The 17,602-nt window shown below is 67.0% G+C and carries 17 protein-coding genes and 2 tRNA genes; 7 read left to right on the top strand and 12 right to left on the bottom strand.

From position 1 onward, the window contains the following. Positions 1-90 precede the first annotated feature (90 nt). Positions 91-633 (bottom strand): peptidylprolyl isomerase, encoded by a 543-nt coding sequence (locus AC5RUW_RS03100; protein ID WP_494006371.1) that lies wholly within the window; start codon positions 631-633, stop codon positions 91-93. Positions 634-782: 149 nt separating this feature from the next. Here AC5RUW_RS03100 and AC5RUW_RS03095 point away from each other — a divergent pair, with 149 nt between their 5' ends. Further along, positions 783-1,715, top strand: coding sequence for a hypothetical protein (locus AC5RUW_RS03095; RefSeq protein WP_494159339.1), 933 nt, complete (start codon positions 783-785; stop codon positions 1,713-1,715). 84 nt (positions 1,716-1,799) lie between these two features. On the opposite strand, the gene AC5RUW_RS03090 is transcribed toward AC5RUW_RS03095, so the two are convergent. The 11 genes from AC5RUW_RS03090 to dnaA all read right to left on the bottom strand — a co-directional run bounded on the left by AC5RUW_RS03090 (position 1,800) and on the right by dnaA (position 13,913). After that, positions 1,800-2,723: a DMT family transporter gene (locus tag AC5RUW_RS03090; RefSeq protein WP_494006369.1), complete on the bottom strand. Its 924-nt coding sequence runs from the start codon at positions 2,721-2,723 to the stop codon at positions 1,800-1,802. 134 nt (positions 2,724-2,857) lie between these two features. Next, a tRNA-Ala gene (locus AC5RUW_RS03085) sits at positions 2,858-2,930 on the bottom strand. A 10-nt stretch (positions 2,931-2,940) separates the two neighbouring features. Beyond that, positions 2,941-3,060 (bottom strand): DLW-39 family protein, encoded by a 120-nt coding sequence (locus AC5RUW_RS03080; RefSeq protein WP_494006368.1) that lies wholly within the window; start codon positions 3,058-3,060, stop codon positions 2,941-2,943. A gap of 44 nt (positions 3,061-3,104) precedes the next feature. Further along, positions 3,105-3,178, bottom strand: a tRNA-Ile gene (locus AC5RUW_RS03075). 103 nt (positions 3,179-3,281) lie between these two features. After that, positions 3,282-3,788, bottom strand: a complete 507-nt coding sequence (locus AC5RUW_RS03070; protein WP_494006367.1) for a DUF3566 domain-containing protein — start codon at positions 3,786-3,788, stop codon at positions 3,282-3,284. Further along, the gene (gene gyrA / locus AC5RUW_RS03065) at positions 3,785-6,418 is read right to left on the bottom strand and encodes a DNA gyrase subunit A (RefSeq protein WP_494159338.1); all 2,634 of its coding nucleotides are present in this window, start codon (positions 6,416-6,418) and stop codon (positions 3,785-3,787) included. The genes AC5RUW_RS03070 and gyrA overlap by 4 nt, the downstream gene beginning before the upstream one ends. Before the next feature lie 111 nt (positions 6,419-6,529). Then, complete coding sequence (gene gyrB / locus AC5RUW_RS03060) at positions 6,530-8,578, bottom strand: DNA topoisomerase (ATP-hydrolyzing) subunit B (protein ID WP_494159555.1); 2,049 nt, start codon at positions 8,576-8,578, stop codon at positions 6,530-6,532. A gap of 300 nt (positions 8,579-8,878) precedes the next feature. After that, positions 8,879-9,448: a DciA family protein gene (locus AC5RUW_RS03055; protein ID WP_494159337.1), complete on the bottom strand. Its 570-nt coding sequence runs from the start codon at positions 9,446-9,448 to the stop codon at positions 8,879-8,881. After that, positions 9,432-10,616 (bottom strand): DNA replication/repair protein RecF, encoded by a 1,185-nt coding sequence (gene recF, locus AC5RUW_RS03050; protein WP_494159336.1) that lies wholly within the window; start codon positions 10,614-10,616, stop codon positions 9,432-9,434. The genes AC5RUW_RS03055 and recF overlap by 17 nt, the downstream gene beginning before the upstream one ends. A gap of 234 nt (positions 10,617-10,850) precedes the next feature. Continuing rightward, positions 10,851-11,975, bottom strand: a complete 1,125-nt coding sequence (gene dnaN / locus AC5RUW_RS03045; RefSeq protein WP_494159335.1) for a DNA polymerase III subunit beta — start codon at positions 11,973-11,975, stop codon at positions 10,851-10,853. Positions 11,976-12,491: 516 nt separating this feature from the next. Continuing rightward, positions 12,492-13,913: a chromosomal replication initiator protein DnaA gene (gene dnaA, locus AC5RUW_RS03040; protein WP_494006362.1), complete on the bottom strand. Its 1,422-nt coding sequence runs from the start codon at positions 13,911-13,913 to the stop codon at positions 12,492-12,494. A gap of 472 nt (positions 13,914-14,385) precedes the next feature. Here dnaA and rpmH point away from each other — a divergent pair, with 472 nt between their 5' ends. From rpmH to rsmG, 6 genes are all read left to right on the top strand, one after another. Further along, positions 14,386-14,523, top strand: a complete 138-nt coding sequence (rpmH, locus tag AC5RUW_RS03035; RefSeq protein WP_022889115.1) for a 50S ribosomal protein L34 — start codon at positions 14,386-14,388, stop codon at positions 14,521-14,523. A gap of 60 nt (positions 14,524-14,583) precedes the next feature. Then, entirely contained in the window at positions 14,584-14,961 is a 378-nt protein-coding gene (gene rnpA, locus AC5RUW_RS03030) for a ribonuclease P protein component (RefSeq protein WP_494159334.1), read from the top strand. Beyond that, entirely contained in the window at positions 14,958-15,332 is a 375-nt protein-coding gene (gene yidD, locus AC5RUW_RS03025; protein ID WP_494006360.1) for a membrane protein insertion efficiency factor YidD, read from the top strand. Before rnpA ends, yidD begins: the two co-directional genes overlap by 4 nt. 10 nt (positions 15,333-15,342) lie before the next feature. Further along, positions 15,343-16,308 (top strand): membrane protein insertase YidC, encoded by a 966-nt coding sequence (gene yidC, locus AC5RUW_RS03020; RefSeq protein WP_494006359.1) that lies wholly within the window; start codon positions 15,343-15,345, stop codon positions 16,306-16,308. Further along, the gene (locus AC5RUW_RS03015; protein WP_494159333.1) at positions 16,305-16,838 is read left to right on the top strand and encodes a Jag family protein; all 534 of its coding nucleotides are present in this window, start codon (positions 16,305-16,307) and stop codon (positions 16,836-16,838) included. The genes yidC and AC5RUW_RS03015 overlap by 4 nt, the downstream gene beginning before the upstream one ends. 102 nt (positions 16,839-16,940) lie before the next feature. Further along, a complete protein-coding gene (gene rsmG / locus AC5RUW_RS03010) occupies positions 16,941-17,567 on the top strand; it encodes a 16S rRNA (guanine(527)-N(7))-methyltransferase RsmG (RefSeq protein ID WP_494159554.1) in 627 nt (208 codons plus the stop codon). Positions 17,568-17,602 lie beyond the last annotated feature (35 nt).

The following is a 17,602-nucleotide window of genomic DNA, read 5'->3' as shown; positions in this document are numbered from 1 at the left end:
TCAGCGGGAACTCCATAGGACATGTTCGTACTCTCCCGAATGGACGAAAAGCCCCGGCCGGAGGAACCGGCCGGGGCTGTGGCGACAGCGTTAGAGCTGTTCCACGGTGATGTTGTTGATGACTACGTCTTCGGCCGGCTTGTCGCGCATGTCGGTGGCGACGGCGTTCAGGGCGTCGACGACGGCCTTCGACTCATCGTCCGCGACCTCGCCGAAGATGGTGTGCTTGCCCTGCAGCCAGGTGGTGGGCACCGAGGTGATGAAGAACTGAGAACCGTTGGTGCCGCGGCCCATCTGGATGCCCGCATTGGCCATGGCCAGCTTGTACGGGGCGGTGAAGTCGAGATCGGGGCTGATCTCGTCGTCGAACTGGTAGCCGGGACCGCCGGTGCCGCGGCCCAGGGGGTCGCCGCCCTGGATCATGAAGTCCTTGATGATCCGGTGGAAGATGGTGCCGTCGTAGAGCGGACGGCTGGTCTTCTCGCCGGTGGCGGGATCGGTCCACTCGATTTCGCCCGTCGCAAGGCCGACGAAGTTCCGCACGGTCTTCGGCGCGTGGTTGCCGAAGAGGTTGACGCGGATATCGCCCATCGACGTGTGGATGGTCGCTTTTGCGGTAGGAATAGCAGTCATAGGGTTATTCTTCCACGCGGTGTCCGGCGAACGGCTGAAAACCGGCCGTTCCGCGCAGAGTGAAAAGCTCCCCGGGCAGGGCCCCGATAGCACTGCCCGGGCAATGCACGTAGGCTAGCGGTGAATCGTCACTATCCGGGAGGTTAGTTTTGAAGAAGAAGGACACCATCGCCCGCGATCTGCAGGCCAATGTCACCGCGGGCGTCGGCTCCGCCCGCGAGTGGGCGGCCCCCAAGGTGGAGAGCGCCGTGGGCTGGGCGGTTCCCCGCATTGAAAAGGGCATCGAGACCGCGTCCCCCAAGATCCAGGACGGCCTGAAGCGCGCAGCGGATGAGATCGCCATGGGCGTCGCCACGGTCACGCCGAAGCTGCAGGACGGCCTCCAGAAGGTCGGGCCGCGGATCAGCTCGGCCGTGGACGAGGCGGCTCCGAAGATCCAGCACACCCTGGACCGCGCCACTCCCGCCCTCAGCCATGCCAAGGACCGGGTCGTTGACGACTACCTGCCGGCCCTGTCGAAGGGCATCGGCGACGCCGCCGACACGGTGACCCGCACCCTGGGCACCGCAGCGGTGCCGGTGCAGACGGCCACCGCCAAGCTGACCGGCAACAAGAAGGCCATGAAGCAGGCGGCTAAGGCCGCGAAGAAGGCCGCAAAGGCCGGCAAGGGCAAGGGCAAGGGCAAGGGCTGGCTGATCTTCGGGATCGCCGCCGCAGCGGTGACTGCCGCCGTTGCCGCCTGGCGTGCCTCCCGCCCGGTCGAGGACCCCTGGAAGACTCCGGCGCCGGCTGCCCAGCGGCCCACCGTGGCCTCCTCGCCGGCAGCCCCGGCGCCGGCACCGTCGGCGGCGGCGGCAGCAGCTCCCGCCGCACCGGCCGTGAAGGAAGAGGCCCCGGCGAAGGCTGAGGCCCCGGCTCCCAAGCCTGCGGCAGCCGCCAAGCCGGCCGCTGCATCCAAGGCCACCGAGGGACTGGCCGGCAACGGCACCGCGGACAAGGCCGAGGCGGGCAAGCACTCCGCTGCGGCCGCGGACAAGCCGGCGAAGCCCTCCGGAGCGCACGCCGACAAGCCCTCCAAGTAGGGGCGCTGTCGTCCTCCGGGACGCTGGACTGAACTGAAGGCGGGGGCCTTCCGACACCTGTCGGAAGGCCCCCGCCTTTCCCTGTCAGGGCTCGATGTCCCCCAGTGCCGGCGGTGAGGGCGGCAGCGGCGCCCTGCGCCGGCCCCGCCTCGGCGTCCACCGCCCGGAGGACTGGATGACCACCGCGAGGCCGGCCAGGATCAGCGCCAGCCCGGCGTAGGTGCCGGCCGGCAGCTGCTCGCCCAGGAAGACGGCGGCCAGAAGGGCCGCCCCGGGAATCTCCAGCAGGATGATCATGGACACCACCAGGGGTGAGATGACTGCCAGCAGATGGTTGAACACCGTGTGGCCCAGCAGTTGCGCCGCGATGGTGACCCCCACGATCCCGGCCCACGCCGCCGGAGGGAACGAGACGAGCGGCTGGCGGAAGATCAGGCACATGCCCAGCAGGACCAGCGCGCACGCTCCGTAGCAGAGGGTGGTGTAGGTGGCTGTGTTCATGCTGGCCCTGGCCTTGCCCCCGGCAATGGTGTAGACGGCCGCCAGCAGCCCGCCGGCCAGTGCCAGCAGGTCCCCCAGCAGCGCCTCCCGGGAGAGCGCGAAGTCGAAGCCGGAGATGACCAGGACACCCACGAACGCGGCACCGAGGCCGGCCAGCAGGCGGGCGCCCACCGGGGTGCCGCTCAGCAGGTTGAACAGGGCGATCCACCCGGCCTGCAGGCACACCAGGGCCGTGGCGGCAGCCACGGAGGTCATCTGCAGTGCGGTGATGAAGCAGGCGAAGTGCAGCGCCAGGGAAAGCGCAGCCACGGCGGTCCACCGGTACTCCGCGGCGGTGAGACCGCGGATGCGGATCCGGCCACGGGCCGCGGACGGCAGCCCGATGGCAGCGGCGCCCAGGGCGTTGCGCCAAAACGCGATGGCCAGGGCGGGAGCGGCCGTGGCGGCCATGATGGGTCCGGAAGCGGAGACGCCGAGTACGCCGATGACGGCGAGGAGGAAGGTCACCTCGAAAGCCTACTGTTCCATGGCGGCCATCGACGGCAGCCGGCCCACCGTAAATCCCGGCGGCGGCACCGGGGGGCATCCCGGCTGTTAAACACGGAAGGGTTCCGGCTGATTGCCGGAACCCTTCCATTCGGTGGAGGCACGGGGACTCGAACCCCGAACCCCCTGCTTGCAAAGCAGGTGCGCTACCAATTGCGCCATGCCCCCGTATGTGAAGCTACTCGACCTTGTCGGTGGCTTCCTTCCAGACTGCCTTCTCAGCGGCACTTTCCTGCCACCTGCGATAGGCGAAGACTCCTGCGACCGCCGCCGCAGCGAATGCGACCAACTTCTTCACGGAGCCTCCTTTTCTGGTGGTCGACCGGCAATGCCGGCCTTCCGTGGGCGTACCAGGACTTGAACCTGGGACCTCTTCGTTATCAGCGAAGCGCTCTAACCGCCTGAGCTATACGCCCCGATTACCTCTCGGGCCGAGATAAGACTCTACCGCACTTCTCACCGGTTGCCAAAACCGGCGGGCATTCCGGGGCCGGTGCGGTGTACCGGCCCCGGAATCCGTCAGTCGTCGGTGAGGGTGACGCCGATGCCGCCGACCAGGGTGGAGGCGATGTTGTAGAGCACCGCGGCCAGCATGGACAGGGCAGTCAGCAGCAGGACGTTCACGACGGCGATGATGGTCGCGAAGGAGACGACCTGGCCCAGCGACGCGAAGTCCCGCAGGTCGAAGCCGCCGGACTCGGTGCCGGCGATTTCCCCGAGCAGGTCGTTGACCCGGTCGAAGATGCCGGTCAGGTCCAGCACGGTCCAGAGCACGATGGCCGCAATGACGGTCACGACGCCCAGGGCGACGGAGAGCAGGAAGGCCATCTTCAGCACGGACCAGGGGTCCACCTTGCTGACCAGCAGGCGGGCACGCCGCGCCTTGGCTTTCGGAGCGGGCCTGACCAGCGGCTGCCGGTTGCCGTTGCCCTGACCGCCGCCAGGGCGCTGTGCAGGCCGTGCAGGCGTCTTCACGCGCGGGCCCGCACCCGAGGTCGCCCTAGGGTTTGAGTTGGTCGAGCTCACTCACTACCTCCATTTTGCTCTTCCGGCCCGCCGGCCGTTTGGTCTGTAGACAACCGTACTTCATCGGTCATCGAGTCCACAGGTTCGGTTGCGGGCTCGGGAGCCGGTCCGTCGTCCTCACCGGTCTCCTCGATGGACAGCTGGCGCTCCGAGTTGCGGGCGACGGCAATGATCCGGTCGTTCTTGTCCGGCTTGGCGAAAATGACGCCCATGGTGTCGCGGCCCGTCGCGTTCACGCCGTTCACGGCGGAACGGACGACCTTGCCGCCCTGCATGACCACCAGGACCTCGTCGCCATCCTGGACCACCATGGCCCCGACCAGGTGGCCGCGGTCCTCGACGAACTTGCCGACCTTGATGCCCAGGCCGCCGCGGCCCTGCACCCGGTATTCCTCCACGCTGGTCTTCTTCGCGTAGCCGCCCTCGGTCACGGTGAAGACAAACGAGTCCTCGGTGACCACGTCGGCCGCCAGCAGCTCGTCGTCCTCGCGGAACTTCATGCCGGTGACGCCGGAGGTGGCCCGGCCCATCGGGCGCAGCGCGTCGTCGGAGGCGGTGAAGCGCAGCGACTGGCCCTTGCGGGAGACCAGCATCAGGTCATCCGATTCCGACACCAGCTGGGCGGAGACCAGCTCATCGCCCTCGCGCAGGTTGATCGCGATCACACCGGCGGACCGGTTCGTGTCGTAGTCGGCCAGGCGGGTCTTCTTCACCAGGCCCCGCTTGGTGGCCAGCACCAGGTACGGGGCGGCATCGTAGTTCGGCAGGTCCAGCACCTGGGCGATGTGCTCGTCCGGCTGGAAGGCCAGCAGGTTCGCCACATGCTGGCCCTTGGCGTCGCGGCCGCCCTCGGCCAGCTCGTACGCCTTGGCGCGGTACACCCGGCCCAGGTTGGTGAAGAACAGCAGCCAGTGGTGCGTGGTGGTGACGAAGAAGTGCTCGACGACGTCGTCTCCGCGCAGCTGGGCGCCGCGGATGCCCTTGCCGCCGCGGTGCTGGGCCCGGTAGTTGTCGCTGCGGGTGCGCTTGACGTAGCCGCCGCGGGTGATGGTGACGACCATTTCCTCTTCGGGGATCAGGTCTTCCATGCTCATGTCGCCGTCGAAGCCCGCCACGATCTGGGTCCGCCGGTCATCGCCGTGCTTGTCGACGATTTCCTGCAGTTCCTCGCTCACGATGATGCGCTGACGTTCGTCGGAGGCCAGGATTTCGTTGTACTCGGCGATCTCCGCCTCCAGCTTGGCGTGCTGGTCCTGGATCTTCTGCCGTTCCAGGGCGGCCAGGCGGCGCAGCTGCATGTCCAGGATGGCCTGGGACTGGATTTCGTCAATCTCGAGCAGGCCCATCAGCCCGTTCCGGGCGTCCTCGACGGTGGTGGACCGGCGGATCAGGGCAATGACCTCATCGAGGGCGTCCAGGGCCTTGAGCAGGCCGCGCAGGATGTGGGCGGCCTCCTCGGCCTTCCGCAGCCGGTAGCGGGTGCGCCGGACGATGACTTCCAGCTGGTGGTTGACCCAGTGCCGGACGAACGCGTCGAGGCTAAGCGTGCGGGGCACGCCGTCGACGATCGCCAGCATGTTGGCGCCGAAGTTCTCCTGCAGCTGGGTGTGCTTGTAGAGGTTGTTCAGCACCACCTTGGCCACGGCGTCGCGCTTGAGCACGATCACCAGGCGCTGGCCGGTGCGGCCGGAGGTCTCGTCGCGCAGGTCGGCGATGCCGGTGACCTTGCCGTCCTTGACCAGTTCGGCGATCTTCACCGCCAGGTTGTCCGGGTTGGCCATGTAGGGCAGCTCGGTGACGACCAGGCAGGTGCGGTTCTGGATCTCCTCGACGTTGACCACCGCGCGCATGGTGATCGAGCCGCGGCCGGTGCGGTAGGCCTCCTCGATGCCCTTGCGGCCCAGGATCTGGGCGCCGGTGGGGAAGTCGGGGCCCTTGACCCGCTTGAGCAGCTCCTCGAGCAGCTCCTCGCTGGTGGCCTCGGGGTTGCGCAGGTACCACTGCACGCCGTCGGCGACCTCGCGGAGGTTGTGCGGCGGAATGTTGGTGGCCATGCCGACGGCGATGCCGGAGGAGCCGTTGACCAGCAGGTTCGGGAACCGGGCCGGCAGGATGGTCGGCTCGAGGTTCTTGCCGTCGTAGTTGGGCTGGAAGTCGACGGTCTCCTCGTCGATGTCCCGGACCATTTCCATCGCCAGCTGGGCCATCTTGGTCTCGGTGTACCGGGGGGCGGCGGCGCCGTCGTTGCCGGGGGAGCCGAAGTTGCCCTGGCCCAGGGCGAGCGGGTAGCGCATGACCCAGTCCTGGATCAGGCGGACCAGCGCATCGTAGATCGCCGAGTCGCCGTGCGGGTGGTACTGGCCCATGACCTCGCCGACCACGCGGGCGCACTTGTTGAACGAGCGCTCCGGGCGGTAGCCGCCGTCGAACATCGCATACAGCACCCGGCGGTGCACGGGCTTCAGCCCGTCGCGCACGTCCGGCAGCGCGCGGCCGACGATGACGGCCATCGCGTAGTCCAGGTAGGAGCGCTGCATCTCGGTCTGCAGGTCGATCTGCTCGACGCGGTCCATCACGGTCCCGGTCAGCGGCTCGCCGTCGGCCGGTACCTCGGGAGTCTCATCACTCATTTGTCAGTTCCGTTCTGGTTCTTTCGAAGAAAGTCTGTCCGCGCCCTCCGCCGGAGGCGGCGCGGCGGCGGCGCCGGATCCGGGTCCGGCGCCGCCCTGTCCGGGCCGGCCTCAGATGTCGAGGAAGCGCACGTCCTTGGCGTTCTGCTGGATGAACTGGCGGCGGGATTCGACGTCCTCGCCCATCAGGACGGAGAACACCTGGTCCGCGGCGGCGGCGTCGTCCATGGTCACCTGCAGAAGGGTGCGGTGCTCGGGGTCCATGGTGGTGTCCCACAGTTCGGTGTAGTCCATCTCGCCCAGGCCCTTGTACCGCTGGATGCCGTTCTCCTTGGGTAGCCGCTGGCCGTTCGCGAGGCCGCGGGCGACGGTCTCGTCGCGCTCCCGGTCGCTGAAGACGTAGTCGTGCGGATGGTTGGACCACTTGATGCGGTACAGCGGCGGCTGGGCCAGGTACACGTAGCCGTGCTCGATCAGCGGGCGCATGTAGCGGAACAGCAGCGTCAGCAGCAGCGTGGTGATGTGCTGGCCGTCAACGTCGGCATCGGCCATCAGCACGATCTTGTGATAGCGGGCCTTCTCGACGTCGAAGTCCTCACCGATGCCGGCGCCGAACGCGGTGATCATGGCCTGGACTTCTGCGTTGCTCAGGGCCCGGTCCAGCCGGGCCCGCTCGACGTTCAGGATCTTCCCGCGCAGCGGGAGAATGGCCTGGGTCTCCGGGTTGCGTCCGCGCACCGCGGATCCGCCGGCGGAGTCGCCCTCGACGATGTAGATCTCGGACTTCGACGGATCCTTCGAGGAGCAGTCCTTCAGCTTGCCCGGCATGCCGCCGGATTCCAGCAGTCCCTTGCGGCGGGTCGACTCGCGCGCCTTGCGGGCCGCCATCCGCGCCTGGGAGGCCTGGATGGACTTGCGGATGACGTCGCGGGCCGGGCCCGGGTTCCGCTCCAGCCAGTCGCCGAGCTGATCGGTGACCACGCGCTGCACGAAGCCCTTGGCCTCGGAGTTGCCCAGCTTGGTCTTGGTCTGGCCCTCGAACTGGGGTTCGGCCAGCTTCACGGAGATGACGGCGGTCAGGCCCTCGCGGATGTCCTCGCCGGTGAGGTTGTCATCCTTGTCCTTGATGATGTTCTTTTCCCGCGCGTACCGGTTGATCAGCGAGGTCATGGCGGCGCGGAACCCCTCCTCGTGGGTGCCGCCCTCATGGGTGTTGATCGTGTTGGCGTAGGTGTGGACGCTCTCCGAGTAGGCGGTGGTCCACTGCATGGCCATCTCGACGGCGATCTTGCGGTCGCCGTCCTCGGTCTCGAAGGCGATGATGTCGTCGTGGATGACCTCGACCTTCTTCGAGGAGTTCAGGAAGTGGACGTAGTCCAGCAGGCCCTGCTCGTAGTGGTACTCGACGGTCCGGTGCGCCGGCGCCTCGCCGGCGTCGCCCGCGTCCTCGTTTTCGGCGATCTCCTCGTTGTCTTCGGCGGGAGCCCGCTCGTCGGTGAGGATGATCTTCAGGCCCTTGTTGAGGAAGGCCATCTGCTGGAACCGGGCGCGAAGCGTCTCGAAGTCGAACTCGGTGCTCTCGAAGATCTCCGGGTCCGGGTAGAAGGTCTGGGTGGTGCCGGTCTCGTCGGTTTCCTCACCCTTGACCAGGCCGCCCTGGGGATGGCCGCCGTCGGCGAAGCTCTGCCGCCAGACGTGGCCCTGGCGGCGGACCTCGGTGTCCACCCGCTTGGACAGGGCGTTGACCACGGAGATGCCCACGCCGTGCAGGCCGCCCGAGACGGCGTAGCCGCCGCCGCCGAACTTGCCGCCGGCGTGCAGGATGGTCATGACGACCTGCACCGTGGGCAGGCCTTCGGTGGGATGGATGTCCACGGGAATGCCGCGGCCGTTGTCCCGCACCCGCACGCCGCCGTCGGCCAGGAGGGTGATTTCGATCCGGTCGCAGTAGCCGGCCAGGGCCTCATCGACGGAGTTGTCCACCACTTCGTAGACCAGGTGGTGCAGGCCGCGGGGTCCGGTGGAGCCGATGTACATGCCCGGGCGCTTGCGGACGGCTTCCAGGCCTTCCAGGACGGTGATTTCATTCGCCCCGTACTCCGCGGGAGTGGCCTTTTCCGGATCGGTGTGATGCTCTGGAGTTAGCTCCGTGTTGTCCATCTCATTGTCGTTAGCCACAGGTGCTGTCGACTCCTCTTGTGTTGGTCTTGACCGACGCATGCCGGCGCCTCCCCGGCGCGGATAGGCATCCTTGTCCATTCTACCGTGCCGGCAGGGACAATCCGGCCCAAAACACCCTCCAGGAGGGCAGGAAACCGGGTTTTGAGCCGGTGCCGACCCCCGGCACGGGAACGGATACCTCCGAAGGGGTTTTCCCGCCGCTAATCGGCGGCTGCGGGATCCGCCGGACCTTTCCGCCGGACCCCTGCCACGGCGGGCGCCCCTCGTTTCGGATTCCTCCTACCCGTAGGTGTCGCGCGGACCGCGGCCTTTCACGCTGCGGGCGCCCCGGCGCCAGTTGGGCGCCGCCGGGCCAAGCACCTGGATGCGGGTGACGACGCCGGGGCCCAGCGCCTCGTCGAAGCGGGAGATCAGGGCCGGGCGCAGCAGGCGCAGCTGAGTGGCCCAGGCGGTGGAGTCGCAGCGCACCTGCAGCGTGGTGTCGGAGAACGATTCGGGACGGCAGTGGGCGGCCACGTCGCGGCCCACCAGCTCGTCCCAGCGGGCGATCACCGAACCGACCGCCACGGGGGAGTTCCAGCCTCGTTCGCTGACGAATCGGCTGAAGACGGAGCCCAGGCCCTGCGGGTCCCTTCCGACGTACTCTCCGGGGACAAAGGGCTGCCGGCGCTTCGGGGTGCCTTTGCGGCGCGGGCCGGCGGTGCGGTGCTCGCCGCGGGCCCGCGCGGCGTCACGCATGCGGTTCAGCTGGGCCTGCGCCGCATCCGGACCCAGCGGCTCCGCTTCCTGGCCGCCGGATTTCCCGGGCACGCCGGCACCGGCCTCCGGCGGTTCAGCGGACGGGCTCACGCACGCCTCCGGGCACCACGGTGATCTGTTCGCCCGACAGGGCACCGGGGATGTCATCGCCGACGGCGGCGGTCACCAGGACCTGTTCGGCGCCGGTGACGATGCCGGCCAGGCGCTCCCGGCGGGCGGCATCCAGTTCCGCGAAAACGTCGTCCAGGATCAGGATCGGTCCGGAGCCGGGGCGGTCATCGTCGTCGGCCAGCAGGTAGTAGGAGCCCAGGCGCAGGGCCAGGGCAAAGGACCAGGTCTCACCGTGGGACGCGTAGCCCTTCGCCGGCGCACGTCCGAGCATCAGCTCCACTTCGTCCCGGTGCGGTCCCACAAGCGAGGTGCCGCGGTCGACCTCCCGCCGTCGCGCAGCGGCAAAGGCCGCCAGATAGCGCTCCGTCAGCTCTGCGGTGTCCAGGCCGAGCAGGTCCCGCGGGTCGGGACCGGCAGCCCCCGACCCGTCTTCATCCACCGGCCCGAGCAGGGTGGAGCGGTACAGGGCGGAGACTGCCTTCGATCCGTCCGTCAGGTCCCGGTAGGCCGCCTGGAGGTGGGGCTGAATGCGGTCCAGCGCTGCCAGCCGCGCCGCGGTCAGCTCGGCTCCGGCTACGGCCATGTGCTGGTCCCAGACATCGAGCGTCGCTTCATGCGCCGAGGTGAACCGGCCCGCGGCGCGTGCGGATTTCAGCAGGGCGTTGCGCTGTTTGAGGACCCGGTCGTATTCCGTACGGGTTGCCGCGTGCCGGGGGACCAGGGCCACGATCAGCTCATCCAGGAAACGCCTCCGACTGCCCGGATCGCCCTTCACCAGCGCCAGGTCCTCCGGTGCGAACAGCACCGTTCGGCACAGGCCGAGGATGTCCCGCGCGCGGACCGGGTTTGCCCTGTTGATCCGCGCCCGGTTGGCGCGGCCGGGGTTCAGCTCCAGTTCCAGGGTCGTCGCCTGCGAAGCCCGGACCAGCCGGGCCCGGATCATCGCCTGGGCAGCATCGAAGGAGACCAGGGGAGCGTCGGAGCTGACCCGGTGGGAGGACAGCGACGCCAGATATCCGATGGCCTCGACAATGTTGGTCTTTCCGGTGCCGTTGGGACCGACGAAGACGGTCACGCCGGGGCGGAGGGCAAGGTCCAGCTGGTCATAGCTGCGGAAGGAGGTGAGCGAAAGCTGGTCGATATACATCAGGCCTCAACTTCCCATGGCGGCCGCGGTGGGAGCGCACAAGCATTCCGCATGAAGCATATACCCCTTATATTCCGTGGTCTGAATATATCGCGGGCTGCCCGCTTCTGCCTGCGGGCCGGCCCGGAGGCAGGCCTCGGACCCTCGGCAGCCGCCGGAGTTCCGGGTGGCGGACCGGTCGGTCCGGTGCAGATCCACCGGGCCGGCCGTCCGCGCTGCAGGATACCCGGGCTGCTACTGGTTGGGCAGGCGGACCGGCATCAGCAGGTAGCGGTAGTCTTCCTTGTCCTCGCCGTTGAGGTCCTCCTGCGCGGAAATGACCGCGGGCTTGGGCGGGGTGGTGAAGGAGAACCGCACGTACTTGCTGGGGAAGGCACCCAGGCCCTCACTCAGGTAGTGCGGGTTGAACGCCACCGTGATGTCGTCCCCGACCAGTGCGGCCTCAAGGACCTCGGAGGCCTGGGCGTCCTCGCCGGTGCCGGCGTCGAGGGCCACCTGCCCGTCAGTGAAGGCCAGCCGCACCGGGGTGTTCCGCTCAGCGACCAGGGAGACACGGCGGACCGCTTCCACCAGGGCACTGGTTTCCACCGTGGCGTGGATGGCGGTGTTCTCGGGGAACAGACTGCGGATCTTGGGGTAGTCGCCGTCGACCAACAGCGATGTCGTCCGCCGGCCGCCGCTTTCGAAGCCGATCAGTTCGCTGTTCTCCGAGAGTGCAATGCTGAGGTCCCCGCCGCTGCCGAGGGTCTTGGCCACTTCGCTGAGCGTCTTGGCCTTGACCAGCGCGCTCGTGGACAGGCCCGGCACGGACGGCTTCCAGGGCAGTTCACGAAGGGCCAGCCGGTAGCGGTCGGTGGCGAGGAAGGTGATGAGATCGTCCTCGATTTCCATCCGGACGCCCGTCAGGATGGGCAGGGTGTCATCACGGCTTGCGGCGATGATCACCTGGGACACCGCCTGCGCAAACGCATCGCCGTCAACGACGCCGCTGACGTCGGGAAGGGCGGGAAGTTCCGGATATTCCCCGACCGGCATGGTGGCGAGGTTGAAGTGCGAGTTGCGGCAGGTGAGGGAGACCTTTGATCCGTCGGTCTCCACTTCCACCGGTGCGGACGGAAGGCTGCGGCAGATCTCGGCCAGGAGCCGGCCGGAAACCAGGATGGTTCCTTCTTCGCTGATGTCGGCGGGAATGTGCAGCCGCGCCGAAATCTCGTAATCGAAGCTGGCCAGGCTCAGCACTCCGGCTTCCGCACGGATCAGCAGGCCGGACAGCACAGGCACCGGCGGGCGGGGGGAGAGGGAACGCGCTGTCCAGGTGACGGCCTCGGCCAGGACATCCCGCTCAACTCTGAACTTCACTGCAGGGTGCCGCCTTTCGCAACATACGACTCAGTACGGTTTCGGTACTTCTCAGGATGGGCGGGGGACCGCCGCAGCGGCGCGGGGCAGTCCCCGGACCGAATGACAACAATACCCCGCTCACAGCTTAGCCCCAGCGGGCGGGCCCTGCACCGGCGCAGGGCCCCGGCTTCGAGTCCAAAGGTGGGCATGGCTGGTGGTCTTCAGATGGGCGAGGTTGGGAACTTGTTATTTGGTGGAGCCAAATTTCTTAAGATCCGTAGTGTTAATAACTTCTGTGGAAACTGTGGATAACCCCGGCCGGCGGCGCGGCCTCACCGATTCGGCCTGTGGACAAGATGTGGACCTGCTGCCGCCCCGGCAGACCGGGCCTGTGGGGAAGATTTTGTGTAGTTCGCCGGTCCACAGCGGAAGCCCGTTAACCACGGGTTATGCACCGGGTTATCCACAGCCTTGTCCACAAATGTTAATTTCGAGCCCCTGCGGGGCTCGGGAACGGCCTGCCGGCCGGTCCGGTCAGGCCTCGCGCTGCTGCTGCTTGATCCGGTTGGTCAGCTCGGTGACCTGGTTGTAGATGGCGCGCCGTTCGGCCATGAGTTCGCGGATCTTGCGGTCGGCGTGGATCACGGTGGTGTGGTCGCGGCCGCCCAGCTCCTGGCCGATCTTGGGCAGCGACATGTCCGTCAGTTCCCGGCAGAGGTACATGGCGATCTGCCGCGCCGTAACCAGGGTGCGCGTCCGCGACTTGCTGCAGAGCTCCTCCAGGCTGATCTGGAAGTACGCAGCGGTCTGGCCAAGGATGGAGGCTGCCGTGATTTCCTGTGCACCGTCATCGGTGATGAGGTCCTTCAGCACGATTTCGGCGAGGCCGACGTCGACCTGCTGCCGGTTGAGGCTGGCGAACGCCGTGACGCGGATGAGGGCACCTTCGAGCTCACGGATGTTGGTGGAGATCTTCGAAGCGATGTACTCGAGCACGTCGTCGGGAGCGCTCAGGCTGTCGCCGATGGCCTTCTTCCGAAGGATGGCGATGCGGGTCTCCAGTTCGGGCGGCTGCACGTCGGTCAGCAGGCCCCACTCGAAGCGTGAACGCATCCGTTCCTCGAAGCCTGAGAGCTGCTTGGGCGGCAGGTCGGAGGTGATGACCACCTGCTTGTTGTGATTGTGCAGCGCATTGAAGGTGTGGAAGAACTCTTCCTGCGTTGCGTCCTTGTTGGCCAGGAACTGGATGTCGTCGATCAGCAGGATGTCGACGTTGCGGTAGAGCTGCTTGAAGCTGGCGCCTTCGTCGTACCGGATGGAGTTGATGAAGTCGTTGGTGAACTCCTCGGAGTTCACGTAGCGGACACGGATCCCGTTGTAGAGATGCCGGGCGTAGTGGCCGATGGCATGCAGCAGGTGGGTCTTGCCGAGACCCGAATCGCCGTAGATGAACAACGGGTTGTAGGCCTTGGCCGGGGCCTCGGCCACCGCCACCGCCGCAGCGTGGGCGAACCGGTTCGAGGAGCCGATGACGAAGGTCTCGAAGACGTACTTCGGGTTCAGCCTGCCGAACTCCTGCGAGTTGCTCGGCGGTGAGGGCGCCGGGGCGCCGCTCTCACCGCCGGGGACGGGGCTGGGCGTTTCCTGGGCCGGTTCCTGCTCGGGCTCGGGCTCGAGCACCGGGGTCATATCGGGGTCGATGACGAAGGCGCACTGGATGTCCGCCTGGAAGACGTCGCGGAGGACGTCGTCGAGGATGTTCTTGAGCTGTGTCTGCAGCACTTCCCGGGTGAGCTCGTTGGGAACTGCCACCAGCAGGGTGGTGCCGATCAGGCCCTGAGCCTGGGCGAGGACGACGAATCCCCTCTGGCGGGGTGAAACGCGGTCATCACCTTCCAGCGTCCGGATGACCTTCCGCCAGGAGCTTCCGACGTCGTTGCTTTCGTCCGTACCCACGCAAACCTCTCATGACGCATCCGTTCGGATGCCGTCGATGCTACTTGGCAGCCGCACCGGCTGCCGGCCTTCATCCACAGGGTTATGCACAGAAGTGGATAAAAACGGCCCGTGCCCAGACTAGAGGATGAACCGCCCCGGGGGTAGCTGGAAATCCGGGCGCGGGCGGCGATGGGACCGTCCTCACACGGCTGCAGGCCAGCCTTTGGGCGGGTCGCTTCCTCCACAGCTGTTGATAAGGTTGTTCATCCCTGTGGACATCCTCCGGTTTGACTGCTCAGGGCTGCTCCTCTAACGTGGGATAGTCCTTTGTGTCTGCTGCTTGCGCTCATGCATGCCCAGCCGGGGTTCTGGAAACTAGGGATCCAGGGTCCGGGTGAGCCGCGGCGGATACATGAAATACGCGCCGCTTGTTCTTCCCCCTTGTTGCAGCAAGCAGGGCGCATCTTCCGATCGTCTTGGAGTAACTACCGTGAGCAAGCGGACTTTTCAGCCGAATAACCGCCGTCGTGCCAAGAAGCACGGCTTCCGCCTTCGCATGCGTACCCGCGCCGGGCGTGCCATTCTTTCCGCACGCCGCGCCAAGGGCCGCACCGAACTGTCGGCCTAACCAGTTCTTCCGTTGTCGATGCTGCATCTGCGCAGCTTGACCGGCTTCCGGGTGGCGTGAATGCTGCCTCAGCGGAACCGGGTGCGGACGTCGACTGACTTCACGAACACCGTACGTTCCGGTGCCCGCAGCGGGCGCCGGAACGTAGTTCTATACGCAGTCGCCAACGGCGGCGGTCCCACCCGGGTGGGCTTCATCGTTGCCCGGAATGTGGGGAACGCCGTGACCCGGAACCTCGTTAAGAGGAGACTGAGGGAAGCGGCCGCCCGTGAAATTTCCGTACGCCCGGCCGGGCTGGATGTTGTGGTTCGGGCGCTGCCGGCATCGGCATCGGCCTCGTGGCAGCAGCTGTCCGCCGATTTCGGTTCCGCCCTGGGAACATGCAGGAAGAAACTGGCGCAGGATGACCGCAGGCAGGGGATGGTGAAACAGCAATGAGCAGCCCCTCGGGCGGTTTCCTCGCGCGGTGGGCCGTTACGGCCGGCCGCGTGGTGTGGAACCTTCCGCGCTACGTGCTCATCGCCGTATTGGTCGCCTACCGGGCGCTGATTTCTCCCCTCTACGGACAGGTCTGCCGGTTCTTCCCGTCCTGTTCGGCATATGCTCTTGAAGCCGTGACGGTCCACGGAGCCGTCCGCGGTTCATGGCTGGCCGCCCGCCGGCTCATTCGCTGCCATCCGTGGAACGACGGCGGCGTCGACCATGTTCCGCAGGGAAGCAGGACGTGGCGACACGGCCGGGTACCCCGCATCATTGTGCTGAATCATCCCCCGATTCCAGCCGACGAAGACAGCCGCACCGCGGCCTGAGGAGAGAAAATTGGGTTTCTTCGAGACGATTCTGTTCCCCTTTAAGTGGGTGGTCTCCTGGATCATGTGGATCTTCCACGAAGGGTTCGTCTTCGTGGGTATGGATCCCGCCTCGGGCTGGACCTGGACTCTTTCCATCATCGGCCTGGTCATCGTTATCCGGGCCGCCCTGATCCCCGTCTTCGTGAAGCAGATCAAGGCCCAGCGCGGCATGCAGTCCCTGCAGCCGGACCTGCGCAAGCTGCAGCAGAAGTACAAGGGCAAGACCGACCAGCTCTCCCGCCAGGCAATGGTGCAGGAGCAGACGGCGCTGTACAAGAAGCACGGGACCAACCCGTTCGCGGCCTGCCTGCCGATGCTGATCCAGATGCCGTTCTTCTTTGCACTGTTCACGGTGCTCAACGGCGTCTCCTCGGCGAACGACGGCGGCACCGGCATCGGGGCGCTCACTCCCGACGCCATCCGCCAGTTCGACGAGGCGACCATCCTGGGGGCCCCGCTGTCTTCCTCGCTGCTGCATGGTTTCGGCACCGAGGGGCACACCAGCGTCATCGTCCTTTCGATCATCATGATCCTCGCGATGACCGCCTCGCAGTTCATCACGCAGAAGCAGATCATGAGCAAGAACATGTCGGAGGAGGCCCTGGCCTCCCCGTTCATGCGCCAGCAGAAGATGCTGCTCTACGTACTGCCCGTGGTCTTCGGCGTCGGCGGCATCAACTTCCCGATCGGCGTGCTCATCTACTGGACGACCACCAACCTGTGGACCATGGGGCAGCAGTTCTTCGTCATCCGCCGCATGCCGACTCCCGGTTCCCCGGCGGCCAAGGCCCTGGCCGAGCGCCGCGCCAAGCGCGGCCTGCCGATGGTGCCCCTGCTGGGCGAGAAGAAGGCCCCCGAGCCGGCCCCGGTTCCTGCGTCCGCCAAGAAGACCCAGCGCCAGCAGCCGCAGCGCAAGAACAGGAAGAAAAAATGAGCACCGAGCACATTGACGAGTCCGTGGACCTTCCTGAGAACGGCCAGGCGGCCACCGGCCGCCTCGAGGAAGAGGGCGACGTCGCCGCGGATTACCTCGAGGAACTGCTCGACATCGCCGACATCGACGGCGACATCGACATTGAGGTGCGCGCCGGCAGGACCTACATCTCAGTGGTCTCCGAAGAAGAGGACAACGACGCCCTCCAGGCCCTGGTGGGCCCTGACGGAGAGGTGCTCGAGGCACTCCAGGAACTCGCCCGGCTGTCTGTGCTGACGGCTACCGAGAACCGCTCCCGGCTGGTGCTGGACATCACCGGATACCGGGCCGAGCGCTCCGCCGTGCTGCGCCGGCTGGCGGAGGACGCCGTTGCCCGGGCACGCGAGACGGCCCAGCCGGTGGCACTGGACCCCATGAGCGCCTACGAGCGGAAGATCGTGCACGACGCCGTTGCCGAGCTGGGCCTCATCAGCGAGTCCGAGGGCGAGGGCAGCGGACGGCACGTCGTCGTCATGCTCGCCGATGACTGACGACTGAAGCCCCACGGCTCGGCATGAGGCGTGATCGGCACGGGTCCGCAGGGGCCGCACCTGAATGCGGCAGATCGAAGAGGAACAGCACTGTTGGTTGAAATGAGTCCCGAGGAGACCGCCGCAGCCCGGAAGGTCTTCGGTGAGCGGCTGGATCTTGCCCGACGGTACGTGGAACACCTGGCGACATCCGGGATTGAGCGCGGGCTTCTCGGCCCGCGTGAGGTGCCCAGGCTGTGGAGCCGGCATGTGCTGAACTGTGCCGTGGTGGCTGATCTGCTTCCCAAGGGGGCCAGTGTTGCCGATGTCGGCAGCGGGGCAGGACTGCCCGGACTCTGCCTGGCGATCGCGCGTCCGGACCTGAGCCTTACGCTGATCGAACCGCTGGAGCGGCGCGTGATCTGGCTGAACGAGGTTGTTGACGATCTCGGGCTGGATAATGTGACGGTCCTGCGCGGCCGCGCTGAGCAGGTTGCTGCCGACGTGGACGTGGACTTTGCCACGGCCCGCGCCGTGAGTGCGCTGACCGGGCTGGCCCAGCTGACCATACCTCTGCTCAAGGGCAGGGGAGAGGTTCTGGCGATCAAGGGACGCAGCGCCGGCGAGGAAGTGCAGAAGGCCTCGAAGATCATTCGCCGGATGGGCGGACGCCGGACCGAAGTGGTGACCGTGGGCGCTGACGTGCTCGAGGAACCGACCACCGTCGTGCGTATCGTCGTGGGTTCCTGACACCCACCCATTCCAGCAGGCGGCTCCATTTCACG

This window comes from Arthrobacter sp. Y3222053 (assembly GCF_059092805.1).
Note: the sequence above shows the minus strand (reverse complement) of the source record. Positions and strands in the feature narration are given on the sequence as shown.

Coding starts and splice junctions, on each gene's coding strand:
- rnpA (WP_494159334.1), top strand. CDS start 14,584: ATGCTGCCTCAGCGGAACCGGGTGCGGACGTCGACTGACTTCACGAAC.
- AC5RUW_RS03100 (WP_494006371.1), bottom strand. CDS start 633: ATGACTGCTATTCCTACCGCAAAAGCGACCATCCACACGTCGATGGGC.
- AC5RUW_RS03015 (WP_494159333.1), top strand. CDS start 16,305: ATGAGCACCGAGCACATTGACGAGTCCGTGGACCTTCCTGAGAACGGC.
- gyrA (WP_494159338.1), bottom strand. CDS start 6,418: ATGAGTGATGAGACTCCCGAGGTACCGGCCGACGGCGAGCCGCTGACC.
- gyrB (WP_494159555.1), bottom strand. CDS start 8,578: ATGGACAACACGGAGCTAACTCCAGAGCATCACACCGATCCGGAAAAG.
- yidD (WP_494006360.1), top strand. CDS start 14,958: ATGAGCAGCCCCTCGGGCGGTTTCCTCGCGCGGTGGGCCGTTACGGCC.
- rsmG (WP_494159554.1), top strand. CDS start 16,941: ATGAGTCCCGAGGAGACCGCCGCAGCCCGGAAGGTCTTCGGTGAGCGG.
- recF (WP_494159336.1), bottom strand. CDS start 10,616: ATGTATATCGACCAGCTTTCGCTCACCTCCTTCCGCAGCTATGACCAG.